Annotated in this window: 10 protein-coding genes and 1 pseudogene; 9 read left to right on the top strand and 2 right to left on the bottom strand. The window is 68.2% G+C overall.

Annotation, left to right across the window (positions count from 1 at the left end; all coding sequences use genetic code 11):
- Positions 1–247: 247 nt before the first annotated feature.
- The gene (nfuA, locus tag ABE957_RS05510; RefSeq protein ID WP_349757679.1) at positions 248–838 is read left to right on the top strand and encodes a Fe-S biogenesis protein NfuA; all 591 of its coding nucleotides are present in this window, start codon (positions 248–250) and stop codon (positions 836–838) included.
- A 45-nt stretch (positions 839–883) separates the two neighbouring features.
- On the opposite strand, the gene ABE957_RS05505 is transcribed toward nfuA, so the two are convergent.
- Positions 884–1948: a DNA-binding protein gene (locus ABE957_RS05505; RefSeq protein ID WP_349757678.1), complete on the bottom strand. Its 1065-nt coding sequence runs from the start codon at positions 1946–1948 to the stop codon at positions 884–886.
- A 310-nt stretch (positions 1949–2258) separates the two neighbouring features.
- On the opposite strand from ABE957_RS05505, the gene ABE957_RS05500 reads away from it, so the two are divergent.
- The 3 genes from ABE957_RS05500 (at position 2259) to gcvA (ending at position 5004) form a co-directional block, all read left to right on the top strand.
- The gene (locus ABE957_RS05500; RefSeq protein ID WP_349757677.1) at positions 2259–3503 is read left to right on the top strand and encodes a tyrosine-type recombinase/integrase; all 1245 of its coding nucleotides are present in this window, start codon (positions 2259–2261) and stop codon (positions 3501–3503) included.
- Between the two features lie 37 nt (positions 3504–3540).
- Positions 3541–3966, top strand: coding sequence for a SufE family protein (locus ABE957_RS05495; protein WP_349757676.1), 426 nt, complete (start codon positions 3541–3543; stop codon positions 3964–3966).
- Positions 3967–4077: 111 nt separating this feature from the next.
- Positions 4078–5004, top strand: coding sequence for a transcriptional regulator GcvA (gene gcvA / locus ABE957_RS05490; RefSeq protein WP_349757675.1), 927 nt, complete (start codon positions 4078–4080; stop codon positions 5002–5004).
- 72 nt (positions 5005–5076) lie between these two features.
- Here the strand turns inward: gcvA and ABE957_RS05485 are convergent, their stop codons facing one another.
- On the bottom strand, positions 5077–6765 hold the full coding sequence (locus tag ABE957_RS05485; RefSeq protein ID WP_349757674.1) for a BCCT family transporter: 1689 nt from the start codon (positions 6763–6765) through the stop codon (positions 5077–5079).
- A 358-nt stretch (positions 6766–7123) separates the two neighbouring features.
- On the opposite strand from ABE957_RS05485, the gene ABE957_RS05480 reads away from it, so the two are divergent.
- The 5 genes and pseudogenes from ABE957_RS05480 to ABE957_RS05460 all read left to right on the top strand — a co-directional run bounded on the left by ABE957_RS05480 (position 7124) and on the right by ABE957_RS05460 (position 12695).
- A complete protein-coding gene (locus tag ABE957_RS05480; protein WP_349757673.1) occupies positions 7124–8311 on the top strand; it encodes an aromatic ring-hydroxylating oxygenase subunit alpha in 1188 nt (395 codons plus the stop codon).
- Positions 8312–8343: 32 nt separating this feature from the next.
- The gene (locus ABE957_RS05475) at positions 8344–9786 is read left to right on the top strand and encodes an aldehyde dehydrogenase family protein (protein WP_349757672.1); all 1443 of its coding nucleotides are present in this window, start codon (positions 8344–8346) and stop codon (positions 9784–9786) included.
- Positions 9787–9796: 10 nt separating this feature from the next.
- Positions 9797–9958 (top strand): annotated as a pseudogene (locus ABE957_RS05470) (rubredoxin); the annotation flags it as partial.
- Positions 9947–11221 (top strand): NAD(P)/FAD-dependent oxidoreductase, encoded by a 1275-nt coding sequence (locus ABE957_RS05465; protein WP_349757864.1) that lies wholly within the window; start codon positions 9947–9949, stop codon positions 11219–11221. The pseudogene ABE957_RS05470 and the gene ABE957_RS05465, both read left to right, overlap by 12 nt.
- Positions 11222–11375: 154 nt before the next feature.
- Positions 11376–12695, top strand: coding sequence for an NAD(P)/FAD-dependent oxidoreductase (locus ABE957_RS05460; protein WP_349757671.1), 1320 nt, complete (start codon positions 11376–11378; stop codon positions 12693–12695).
- Positions 12696–12698 lie beyond the last annotated feature (3 nt).

Raw genomic sequence — 12698 nt, 5'->3', positions numbered from 1 at the left:
GCGGCACGTCGGCGGGTCGCCGGGGAAGGCGAATATCTTAGCAAAAGCCGGCGCGCCGCGGCAGGGGCGCGACGCGAGCGTCTTTCATGTCCTGCGTGACCGGGCTTCATGCAGCCGGTGGATGTAAAACCCAGCAAATCAGTCGGGATTGTGTCGGCCGCGCGGGTCGCTTACCATTGACGTCATCACCCTTTCTGCCTCCGTCGCGACGGTCTTCGATGCGGCGGATCACGATAGCGAGAGCACCATGAGCGACAGCATCCAGATTACCGATAGCGCCCAGGACTACCTCGCCGAGCTGCTCGAGAAGCAGAACGTCGAGGGCATCGCGGTGCGCATCTTCATCACCCAGCCCGGCACGCCCTACGCCGAGACCTGCCTGGCCTACTGCCGGCCCGGCGAGGAAGAGCCCAGCGACGAGCTGCTGGAGCTTCCCAAGCTGCGCGTCTACCTGGACAAGAACAGCCTGGCCTTCCTCGAGGAAGCCGTGGTCGACTTCAACGCCGATCGCATGGGCGGCCAGCTGACCATCAAGGCGCCCAACGCCAAGATGCCCAAGGTCAATGCCGACAGCCCGCTGGAGGATCGCGTCAACTACATCCTCTATAGCGAGATCAATCCGGGCCTGGCCTCCCACGGCGGCGAGATCAAGCTGGTCGAGCTGACCGAGGACCAGGTGGCGATCCTGGCCTTCGGCGGCGGCTGCCAGGGCTGCGCGGCGGTCGACCTGACCCTCAAGGATGGCGTCGAGAAGACCCTGCTCGAGCGCATCCCGGAGCTCGCCGGCATCCGCGACGTGACCGACCACTCGGACACCACCAACGCCTACTACCGCTAGGCGCTTCGGCGGGCGCGGGAGGCCATCGGCCTCCCGGCGCAACGCTCACTCCTCCCTGGAAGGTTCCGCAGTCGCGGGGCCTTCGTCGTTTCCGGCCCCGTGTTCGGCTCCGTCCTCTTTCTCGTTCTCGTGCTCGTCGCCAGGCGGCGCCACCGGTGCCTGCCACAGGCAGCGATGCAGCTGAGTCTCCAGGTCGCGCAGCCGGCGCGCCTGCTCCGCCAGCAGCTGCTTCTGCTCGTCGATGCGCCCCTGCAGCAGGCTCTGCTCGTGTTGCTGCGTGCGCGTGCGCTCCTCGGCCTGCTGGCGTGCCCAGTCGGTCTCCCGATGGCGCTTTTCCTCCTCGGCCAGCGCGCCACGGGCTTCCTGCACCAGCCGCTCTGTCCGCTCCAGTCGCGTCTCGAGCTGCTGGTGGCGCTGCGCGTGGGCCTTGTCGGCGGCCTGGCGCTCCTGGCGCGCCTCGTCCAGCAGGGCCATCAGCCGCGATTCGCTGCTCTCGTGACGCTTCTCCTCCTGGGCCAGCCGCTCCTGGTGGCGTGACGCCTGCTCGGCCAGCGCCTGCTGATGCTCCTGGGCCTGGCGCTCCTGCATTTGCTGCAGGTCGGCGAGCTGCTGCTCGAGCCGCGCCTTGTGGCGGCCAAGCTTCACCTCGCGCTCGGCCAGGGCGTCGCGTTCGGCCTCCCGGCGGGCCAGCTCCCCACTCTGTTCGCCCAGGCGCTGCTCGACGCTCGCCAGATGGGCGGAGAGTGCCGACTCCCGCTGCTCGGCGTCCTCGGCGCGCCGCGCCGCCTCATCGGCCTCGCCGCGGGCCGCTTCCACCCGGCCGTCGGCCTCCTGGCGATAGTGGGCGAGCGCCTCGTTGGCGGTGGCCTGAGCCTTCTCCCACAGCGCCTCGGCGAGCTCCTGCAGTGCCGCGGGCATGCCGCGGGGCGGCGGCTGGTCGCGATTCTCCTCCCGCTGGGTGCGCCATTCCCGCAGGTGCTCGCTGATGGTGGTGAAGCTGCCGGTGCCGAGTACCTCGCGCACCTTGTGCACGCTCGGGGCCTCGCCTTTCGAGAGCAGGGCGTCGATGGCCCGCTGTACATCCTCGTACCGCACGCCGCTGCGCGCCATGGTCGTCTCCTCGTGGTGATCTGTCGGCTGTCTGTCGGGCCGTGTCCGTGTTCTGGGCGCCAGTCTACCCGGGAGTATGCCAATATTGAAGCTAATTACATAATACGTAAAACGTAAAAAAATTTACATTTATTGGGATAAAATCAAGATTACGCGGCTTACCTTGATTATGTGCCGCCGTAAGGGCGACACTGAGCGATGTGGCAGGAGGGGCGGCCTCTACGAAGAGGTCGCCAACGGCGGCCGGGCCGCGGGGAGCCACGGCGTGAATCGACACGGCATGAGCGACAGGGAAGGAACCGGAGAGTCGATGAAAGACGATTTAAATCAATTGGTTGATCAGGGCGAGGGGCAGCCTGATCGGAGCCTGGTTCAGGGCCTGGAGATCGCGCCGGGTCGAGCGCCCGCGGCGGATCTCACGCCTTCGCCGGCAACGCGCGTGCACATCGAGGCCGAGAGCGACGCCGAGGCCGTGGCGAGATGGTTGGCCGAGTACCGGGCGAGCCAGCAGACCCAGCGCGCCTATCGCCGCGAGGCGGAGCGGCTGCTGCTGTGGCTGGGCGAGCAGGGCAGGGGGCTTGGCGAGCTGCGTCGGCATGATCTCGATGCCTTCGAGGCCTTTCTGGCCGATCCGCGTCCGGCCGAGCGCTGGATCGGACCGGTGCGAACGCGCGAGGATCCGCGCTGGCGGCCCTTTCGCGGGCCGCTGTCACCGGCGAGTCGCCGGCAGAGCCTTGTCATCCTGCAGGGCATGTACGCCTGGCTCGTCGAGGCGGGCTGGGTCGGCCACAACCCCTTTCGGCTGATGCGCGACAAGCGCCGCCGGCTGGATAACCGCCAGGGGGGGATCGAGCGCTATCTCGAGCGGCCGCTGTGGGACTGGTTCTGGGCCTGGCTCAATCGGCCGCTGACGCCGGACGCCACGCCGCGTCAAATCTTCGAGCAGGCGCGTCGCCGGCTGGTCTTCGGCTTCGCCTATCTGCTTGCCCCGCGCATCGGCGAGATGAGCGCGGCGCGCATGAACGACTTCGTGCGTCGCGAGGGGCGCTGGTGGTGGCGGGTGGTCGGGAAGGGCGACAAGGCGGCGCAGATCCCGGTGCCGCCGGACATGCTGGCCCTGCTGGAGGCCTGGCGGGAGGCCCTGGGCCTCTCGCCCCATCCGGTATCGGACGACGACGGCCCGCTGCTCAGGGCCCTGGACGGGAGGCGGGGCCTGGGCGACAACCGGCTCTATCGGCTGATTCGCGACGCCTTCGGCAAGGCGGCGGACGTCCTCGAGGCCGAGCAGGGCGACGAGGCCCGCGACGCCGCGGCGCGCCTGCGCCAGGCGACGCCGCACTGGCTGCGCCACACGGCCCTGACCCATCAGGCCCAGGCCGGCGTGGAGCTTCGCTACCTGGCGGGCACCGCGCGCCACTCGCGACTCGATACCACGGCGCGCTACCTGCATGCCGAGGACGAGGAGTGGCATCGCCAGCAGGCCCGCCATGGCCTCGGTGTCGATGCCGCCGGCGACGGGCACGACGCCGGGGAAGGATCGAGATGGGGCGTCTGAGTCGTTATACTGAAGCTCACTGCTTTGAGGAGAGATCATGAGCACCGAGACCACCGCCGAACAGGCCCAGCAGGAGCTTCTCGACGAGTTCGAGATGTTCGACAACTGGATGGATCGCTACCAGTACATCATCGACATGGGCAAGCAGCTGCCGGCCTTCCCCGAGGAGTGGAAGATCGAGGAGCTGAAGATTCAGGGCTGTCAGTCCAACGTCTGGATGCGCCACCGTCGCGAGGGTGAGACCCTGCACTTCGATGCGGTCTCCGATGCCGCCATCGTCTCCGGCCTGATCGCCGTGCTGATGCGCATCTACAACGACCGCCGGCCGGCGGACATCCGCGCCACCGGCCCGCACTTCCTCAAGGATCTGGGCCTCGACAAGCACTTGTCGCCGACCCGCAGCAACGGCCTCAACGCCATGCTGGAACGGATCTACCGGGTGGCCGAACAGGAAGCGGCGTGACCGGCAGGCTCGAGCCCTGATCGACTCGGGGAGGCGGTGTCGAACCGCCGTGGCGCCGGCGCAGCGTGACGCGTAAACTCAGCGCCCCCTAACGGTCGATGTTGCGCTGCCATGAAGATCAGCCCCTTGCCTCCCCTGAACAGCCTCGTGGCCTTCGAGTCGGCCGCCCGACACCTCAGCTTCACCCTGGCGGCCGAGGAGCTCCATGTGACTCAGGGAGCCATCAGTCGCCAGATCCGCGGTCTCGAGGACTATCTGGGCAAGCCGCTCTTCGAGCGCGCCAACCGCAGCGTCAAGCTCACCGCGATGGGCCATCGCTACGCCCAGACCATTCATCAGGCACTGAACGATATCTCGTCGACCACCGACGAGGTGCGTAGCTGGCAGGGCACGCACCAGCTCACCGTGGCGACCACCAGCGCCATGGCCTCGCTATGGCTGCTGCCCAAGATCTCCGAGTTCCAGCGCGAGCATGACGACATCGAGCTGCGGATCGTCGCCACCGAGCAGCTGCGCGACCTCGCGCGGGTGGAGTGCGACGTCGCGCTCTTCTATTGCCGCACGCCACCGCCTTCGATGCAGGCCACAACGCTCTTCCACGAGGAGGCCTTCCCGGTGTGCAGTCCCAGCTACCTGGAGAAATACGGTCCCTTCTCGGGCCCCGACGCACTGCTCGACTGCACCCTGCTGTCGCTGGAGGATGCCGATCAGGACTGGATGAGCTGGAAGCAGTGGTTCACCGAGGTGGGCGTGATCGCACGCCCACCGCGACGCCGGCTCAACATCAACAGCTACTCGATGCTGGTGCAGGCGGCGATGATGGATCAGGGGGTGGCGCTGGGCTGGAGTCAGCTGGTGGACGACTACCTGGAGCGCGGCCTGCTGGTGCGGCCGGTGGAGACGGTGCTGCGCACCGAGGCACGCTTCTGCCTGCTCGAGCGCGGTGAGGCACCCTCCAGCCGCCGCGCGGTGCGCGCCTTCCGGGAATGGCTGCTCGATACCATTCCCAAGGAGGTGGGCGATCTGGGCCTGATCTGAGGTCCCGATGCAGCGCCCAACAATGACGAGGCCCGGCGCTTGCCGGGCCTCTTGCGTTGCGTAGGGCGCCTCTCAGGCCTGCGCTACCGCCGCCTCGCGGCGCGTCGCGGCCGTCGGGGAGGCCTTGGCCCTGCCGCTGTGGTGATCCAGGTCCTTTGCCGCGGGCCGCACCTGGGCCGGCAGCATGGCCGCGGCGATGGGCTCCCGTCGCAGGGTGCGGTGCAGGCTCAGGGTCATCATCAGGATGAATATCGCGATGGGCAGGCCGGCGATGATCGAGGCGGTCTGGATCGTCTTGAGCCCGCCGGCGTAGAGCAGCGCGCCGGCGATGCAGCCGATCACCAGGCCCCAGATCACCCGGATCGGCTGCGGCGGCTCGGGGCTGCCCATGCTGTCCAGGGTGCACAGTACCAGGGTGCCGGAGTCCGCCGAGGTGATGAAGTAGGTCGCCAGCAGCAGCACCGCCATGATCGACAGCACGCTGCCCAGCAGTCCCGGGTCCAGGGTGTCGAACAGCGTGAACAGCGCCAGGGTGGTGTCTTCCTTGGTCGCCTGGAGCACCGCGCCGCCGGCGAAGTCGGCATCTTCGACCAGCGCTCCGCTGGCCACCGCCTGTTCATGGGCCTGGCGCGCCTGCTGCTCCTGAAACAGGGCGCTGCCGCCGAACACCGACATCCACACGAAGGTCACCAGGGTCGGGACCAGCAGGGCGCCGCCGATCAGCTCGCGGATGGTCCGGCCGCGGGAGATGCGGGCGATGAACATGCCGACGAAGGGCGCCCAGGTCATCCACCAGGGCCAGTAGAAGGCGGTCCACCAGTTCTGCCAGCCGCTATCGGCGTTGGCGTCACTCCACAGGCTCAGGCCGACCAGGTTGTCGGCATAGTCGCCGGTACTCTGCAGCAGGGTGTTGAGGATGTAGCGGGTCGGCCCTATGGCCAGCACGATGGCGACGATCGCCACCGACAGCAGCATGTTCCACTCCGACAGCCGGCGAATGCCGCGGCCCACGCCGGACATCACCGAGGCGATGGCGAACAGTGTGATCACCGCGATCATGGCCAGCTGGATGCCGATGCTGTTGGGCACCCCGAAGACGTTATGCAGCCCGCTGTTCATCTGGATCACCCCCAGGCCCAGCGACTGGGAGACCCCGAAGGCGGTGATCGCCACGGTGAGGATGTCGACGGTGTGGCCGATAGGGCCGTAGATGCGATCGCCGATGAAGGGGTAGAGGATCGAGCGCAGGGTCAGCGGCAGGCCCTTGCGGTAGGCGAAGTAGGCCAGCGCCAGGGCCACGATGATGAAGGTCGCCCAGGGGTGCAGGCCCCAGTGGAAGAAGGTCAGGCGCATGGCCATGCCCGCCGAGGCATCACTCATGCCATCGCTGAAGGGGTTGTCGGCGTAGTGCCACATCGGTTCGGCCACCGACCAGAAGACTAGGCCGATGCCCATGCCCCCCGAGAACAGCATGCTCACCCAGGAGATGAAGCTGAATTCGGGGCGCTCGTCATCCTTGCCCAGCCGGATATGCCCGAAGCGGCTGACCATCAGGTAGAGCAGGAAGGCCAGTACGCCGCTGACCACCGCGAGATAGAACCACTTGGCGTTGTTGAGGACGGTCGTCGAGATGTCCTGGAAGATGGTGCCGGCCCGTTCGGCGAGCACGGCGCAGAAGATCACGAAGCCGATGACCAGCACCTTGGAGGCGATGGTCACCGTAGGGTTAAGGCCCTTGAAGAGGCCACTTTCTGAGCGCATGGCGTCACTCTCGTTTGTTATTGAGTCAGGGGACGTCTTGGAGGGAGGGTCACGATGACCCGCCGGAAAGGGTGGGGACTTTGCGGGGTGCGGACAACGCATGTTTTCTCATCGATCAATGAGCTTTCATCACTCGGCGTTGCGCCGGCATCGCCCATGTATCGCATCTTGGACAGGAGGTTAGAGCGCTTACCTGGGATTGGTCTTTGGTCTAATCGATGATGATGGATCATGGGTTGATGCCGAATCATCGATTGTGGCCGTGCCGCGCCGCTCCCAGACTTGCCTCCACCAGCCGGAACCCCCGGTAGGGCCACAACCAGATAATGACTCGCCCGTTGCCCGTGAGGAGCCCAAGATGACCCTGACCCAATCCCTTATTCCCGCCCGCCAGCTCGATGACGTCCTCGCGCCGATCGAGGAGGCCACCGGCATGCCCAACGCGGCCTACGTCAGCGATGCCTTCTTCGCCGACGAGCGCGACCGCGTGATGGCCGGCACCTGGGCGTGTATCGGCTTCGCCAGCGACCTGATCAAGAACGGCTACGTCAAGCCGGTCGACTTCATGGGCCTGCCGCTTCTGATGATGCGCAACAAGGAGGGCGAGACCCAGGTCTTCCATAACGTCTGCAGCCACCGCGGCATGCAGCTGGTCGCCGAGGAGGGCGAGGTGCAGGGCGTGATCCGCTGCCCCTACCACTCCTGGACCTATGACCTGAACGGCAACCTGCGCGGCACGCCGCACATCGGCGGCGTCGGCCAGCACAAGGTCGACGGCTTCAAGTGCGAGAAGCATGGCCTCAAGCCCATTCGCAGTGCCGTCTGGATGGACATGGTCTTCGTCAATCTCGATGGCCAGGCGACCGAGTTCGCCGAGCACGTGGCGCCCCTGGAGAACCGCTGGCGCGATTTCATCGGCGCCGACGGCTTCGACCTGCTGCGTCGCGTCAACATGGGCGGCAACCTCGAGATCACCGTCAACTGCAACTGGAAGCTGGCGGTGGAGAACTACTGCGAGAGCTACCACCTGCCCTGGGTGCATCCGAGCCTGAACACCTACTCGCGCCTCGAGGACCACTACAACATCCAGTTCGGCGAGCATTTTTCCGGGCAGGGCAGCTTGGCCTATCGCCTCTCCGACGTGGCCGGCACCCGCCTGCCCAAGTTCCCGTCCTGGCCGAAGGACAAGATGGAGCACGCCGAGTACGTCTCCTTCTTCCCCAACGTGCTGCTCGGCATCCAGGCCGACCATGCCTTCGCCATGATGCTTGAGCCGGTGTCCGCCGATAAGACGGTGGAGCACCTGCGCGTCTACTACGTCGGTGACGAGGCGACCCAGGACGCCTACGCGGCCTGCCGGACCTCCACCCTGGAATCCTGGCGGGTGGTCTTCGGCGAAGACATCGCGGCCGTCGAGGGCATGCAGCGTGGCCGGCAGTCGCCGGGCTTCCAGGGCGGCGTCTTCTCGCCTGTGCTGGATCACCCGACCCACTTCTTCCACCAGTGGGTGGCACGCCGCGTGCGCGGCGACGCCGAGGCCGCCTGATCGCCTGATCCCTCGTTATTGGAGTCCCCCTGATGAGTACGCTCGACCGCTACTATAACTATATCGACGGCGCCTGGACGGGCGCCGATACCTGGCTGATGGTCGCCGATCCGGCCACCGACAAGCCCTATGCCGAGATCGCCGAGGCCGGCCTCGAGGATGCCGATGCCGCCATGGCCGCGGCGCGACGCTGCGTGACGTCGGGCGCGCTGAGCTCGGTGCGTCCGGCCCAGCGGGTCACCTGGCTGCTGGCCATCGCCGAGGAGCTCAAGGCGCTGACCGACGAGGCGGCCCTGGTGCTGTGCCGCGAGAACGGCAAGTCCGTGGCGGTGGCCCGCGGCGAGTTCGAGGAGGCCGCCCGCTACTTCGAGTACTACGCCGGCATGGCCGACAAGATCGAGGGCACCTCGATCCCGCTGGGCGACGATTACGTCGACTTCACCAGCTATGAGCCCATGGGCGTATCGGTGCAGATCGTGCCCTGGAATTTTCCGCCGTCGATCTGCGCGCGCTCCCTGGCCCCGGCGCTGGCCGCCGGCAACGCCGTGGTGATCAAGTCGCCGGAGATCTCGCCGCTGGCGATGACCTACCTGATGACCGCCTGCGAGCGCGCTGGCCTCCCGCCAGGCGCCGTCAACCTGCTGTGCGGCAAGGGCTCGGTGGTCGGTGCCCATCTGGTCAAGCATCGCGATGCCAACCAGATCGTCTTCACCGGCTCGGTGCCTACCGGCCAGCGCATCCTGCGCGACGCCGCCGAGCGCGCCACCCCCAGCGTCATGGAGCTGGGTGGCAAGTCTGCGGCCATCGTGCACGCCGCTGCCGACATCGAGCAGGTCGTCGACAGCGTCAAGGCGGGCATCTTCTTCAATGCCGGCCAGGTCTGCTCCGCCATGTCACGCCTGCTGGTGCATCGCTCGCGCTTCGATGAGGTGGTCGAGCGGCTCCGGGCACTGGCCGAGGGACTCTCCATCGGGCCCGGCGTGGATAACCCGGACCTGACCCCGCTGGTCTCGCGGGACCAGCTCGAGCAGGTCGAGGCCATGTGCCGTCGCGCCATCGAGGCCGGCGCCACCTGCGTGACCGGGGGCGAGCGGGTCTCGGGCACCAACGGCTACTTCATGCAGCCGACGCTGTTCACCGGTGTGGCCGTGGACAGCGAGATCTTCCAGGAGGAGGTCTTCGGCCCGGTGCTGGTCATCCATCCCTTCGATAGCGAGGACGAGGCCGTCGAGCTCGCCAACGGCACCGCGTTCGGCCTGGTGGCCGGCGTCTTCGACGGGCAGCTCGATCGGGCCCTGCGCACCGCGCGACGCCTGCGCGGCGGCCAGGTGTTCATCAACGAGTGGTTCGCCGGCGGCGTGGAGACGCCCTTCGGTGGGGTCGGTCTCTCCGGTTTTGGTCGCGAGAAGGGCCAGGAGGCGCTCTACAGCTACGTCCAGACCCGCAATATCGCCGTGCGCATCAAGGGCGCGTGAGGAGGTCCCGATGAAGAAGTGGCTCTGCATCATCTGCGGCTTGATCTACGACGAGGCCGAGGGCTGGCCGAGCGACGGCATCGCGCCCGGGACCCGCTGGGAGGACGTGCCGGAGGATTGGCTGTGCCCTGATTGCGGGGTGGGCAAGGCCGATTTCGAGATGCTCGAGATCACCGATGACGCGCCGGCTGCGGCGGCGCCGGTGGCTCCGAGGCCCCTGGCCGATGCCGTGGCCGCCCCGGCGGCGACCGCCGCCGAGCCGCGGTCCGGGACCCCGGCCGGCCCGCTGGTGATCATCGGCAGCGGCCATGCCGGCTACGGGCTGGCCGAGGCGGTGCGCGCCCGGGATCCCCTGCGGGAGATCCACGTGGTCACCGCCGACGATGGCGGCCTCTACTCGAAGCCGGCGCTGTCCAACGCCTTCGCGCTGGGCCAGGCCGCCGAGGCCCTGCTCGACGAGTCGGCGCTGTCCGTCGAGAAACGCCTGAACATCCGCGTGCACGCCTTCTGCCCGGTGGAGCGCATCGACGCCGAGGCCAAGCGCCTCACGACTCGCCTCGGCGAGCTCGACTACGGCCAGCTGGTGCTGGCCACCGGCGCGAGCCCGATCCGAATCCCCGTGGCGGGCGAAGCGGAAGCGCTGCTCTCGGTCAACGACCGCGGCGACTATGGCGAGATGCGTCGTCGCCTCGACGCCCTGGACCGTCACGCGCGGGTGGTGATCATTGGTGACGGCCTGATCGGCTGCGAGTTCGCCAACGACCTGGTCCAGGCCGGCCACGGCGTCGAGGTGGTGGGCCTGGCCGAGCGGCCGCTGCCGCGCCTGCTGCCCGAGGCGGGCAGTGAGGTGCTGCGCGAGGCGCTCTCCCGGCTTGGCGTGGGTTGGCACCTGGGCCGCTCGGTGGCCCGTGTCGCCGCCGAGGAGGAGGGCTACCGGCTGACCCTGACCGACGACAGCGAGCTCGCGGCGGACCTGGTGATCAGCGCCGTGGGGCTCGCGCCCAACGTCGAGCTGGCCCGCGCGGCCGGCATCGATTGCGGTCGTGGCATCCGGGTCGACGAGGCACTCGCGACCTCGCTGCCCGATGTCTACGCCCTGGGCGACGCCGTGGAGATCGATGGCCAGCTGCTGCCCTACCTGGCGCCGATCAATGCCGGGCTGCGCGCCTTGGCGGCGACCCTCACGGGCACGCCGACGGCGGTCAGCTACCCGGTGATGCCGGTGATGGTCAAGACGCCAGCCGCGCCGGTCTGCGTGGTGGTGCCCCCGGCCGCGACCGAGGTGCACTGGCGCGTCACCGCCACCGCCGACGGCATCGAGGCCGGCGCCTTCGACTCCAGCGGCCGGCTGCTGGGCTTCGCCCTGGTGGGCGAGGCGGCCATGGCCCGGCGCAGCGACTGGGTGAAGGCCTGCGGCCAGGCCCAGGCCGCCTGAGGACTCACCCTGCGCCCCGGGATGATGGGCGCCAAACGGGGTTCAAGGCACGCCGCCGCCATATCACATGCGATGCCCATCGGGCGCCGCCTTCTTTCGAACCGCCGGGCCCGCCCGGCGATCACGTCGCGCCCCGGCGCGGCGGAGGTCCAGGATGTCACAAGCAACGATTCCCCGTGACGACAAGTGCAACGGCTGGTACCAGCTGCTCGACGCCCCTGCGCCGGCGCGTCGCCTCAATGCCCGGGAGACGGCCGACTGGCTGGTGATCGGCGCCGGCTTCACCGGCCTGGCCGCGGCCCGGCGTGTCGCCGAGCTGCGCCCCTTTGATCGCGTGGTGCTGGTCGAGGCCCTGCGGGTCGGTCAGGGCGCCTCGGGGCGCAATACCGGCTTCGTCATCGATCTTCCCCACAAGCGCGACCTCGAGGGCGACGACCTGGCGCACAAGCAGAGGCTGCTGTCGCTCAATCGCGCGGCGATCGAGGACCTCGAGACCCTGGTCCGGCGCCACGGCATCGACTGCGGCTGGTCGCTGGCCGGCAAGTATCAGGGCGCCGTGGGCGCGCGGGGGCTCAAGTACCTCGACCACTACGAGACCCTGCTCAAGGCGTTCGACTATCCCTACCGGCGCCTGGAGCGCGACGCCCTGGCGTCGATCCTCGGGACCCGCCACTACGCGGCGGCCATCTACACGGCCAATACCGCCCTGATGCAGCCCGCCGCCCTGGTGCGCGGCCTCGGCGAGACCCTGCCGGCGAATGTCGAGCTCTACGAGCATACCCCGGTCGTGAACCTGACCCGCTCCGACGGGCAGTGGTGCGCCACCACGCCGGAGGGCGAGGTGCGGGCCACCAACCTGCTGCTGGGATCCAATATCTATGCCCAGGAGTTCGGGTTCCTCAAGCATCGGATGCTGCCGGTGATGACCTTCGCCAGCATGACCCGGGCGCTGACCGAGGAGGAGATGGCGCGGTTCTCCACGGCGCCTCATCACTTCGGCCTGACCCCCGCCGACCATGCCGGCACCACGGTGCGCCTGACCCCGGACCGGCGGTTGATCGTGCGCAACCAGTACCGTTTCGTGCCGCGCTATCACGATGACCTGGCCGAGCGGACGCGCATCCGGCAGGGGCATCGGGACTCCTTCGAGGCCCGCTATCCGGAACTGGCCCATGTACCCTTCGCGGCGACCTGGGGTGGGGCCTGCGGCCTCTCTCGCAACTATACGGCCTTCTTCGGCAAGGTCGGCGACAACGCCTGGATGTCCGGCGTGCATCAGAGCGTCGGCGCGGCCCGGGGTACCATCTCCGGCAAGCTGCTGGCGGAGATGGCGACCGGCCAGGACTCCCGTCAGCTAGCCGACATGCTGGCGGTCTCCGGCATGCCGGCGCTCAACCCGCCTGAGCCCTTCCTGAGCCTCGGCGTGAAGGCGCGCATGAAGCAGGCGGCCTGGTCCAGCCGCAGCGAACTCTAGGGA

This window comes from Halomonas pelophila (assembly GCF_040196315.1).
GTDB classification, from domain to species: domain Bacteria; phylum Pseudomonadota; class Gammaproteobacteria; order Pseudomonadales; family Halomonadaceae; genus Halomonas; species Halomonas pelophila.
Note: the sequence above shows the minus strand (reverse complement) of the source record. Positions and strands in the feature narration are given on the sequence as shown.

Coding starts and splice junctions, on each gene's coding strand:
- nfuA (WP_349757679.1), top strand. CDS start 248: ATGAGCGACAGCATCCAGATTACCGATAGCGCCCAGGACTACCTCGCC.
- ABE957_RS05505 (WP_349757678.1), bottom strand. CDS start 1,948: ATGGCGCGCAGCGGCGTGCGGTACGAGGATGTACAGCGGGCCATCGAC.
- ABE957_RS05500 (WP_349757677.1), top strand. CDS start 2,259: ATGAAAGACGATTTAAATCAATTGGTTGATCAGGGCGAGGGGCAGCCT.
- ABE957_RS05495 (WP_349757676.1), top strand. CDS start 3,541: ATGAGCACCGAGACCACCGCCGAACAGGCCCAGCAGGAGCTTCTCGAC.
- gcvA (WP_349757675.1), top strand. CDS start 4,078: ATGAAGATCAGCCCCTTGCCTCCCCTGAACAGCCTCGTGGCCTTCGAG.
- ABE957_RS05485 (WP_349757674.1), bottom strand. CDS start 6,765: ATGCGCTCAGAAAGTGGCCTCTTCAAGGGCCTTAACCCTACGGTGACC.
- ABE957_RS05480 (WP_349757673.1), top strand. CDS start 7,124: ATGACCCTGACCCAATCCCTTATTCCCGCCCGCCAGCTCGATGACGTC.
- ABE957_RS05475 (WP_349757672.1), top strand. CDS start 8,344: ATGAGTACGCTCGACCGCTACTATAACTATATCGACGGCGCCTGGACG.
- ABE957_RS05465 (WP_349757864.1), top strand. CDS start 9,947: ATGCTCGAGATCACCGATGACGCGCCGGCTGCGGCGGCGCCGGTGGCT.
- ABE957_RS05460 (WP_349757671.1), top strand. CDS start 11,376: ATGTCACAAGCAACGATTCCCCGTGACGACAAGTGCAACGGCTGGTAC.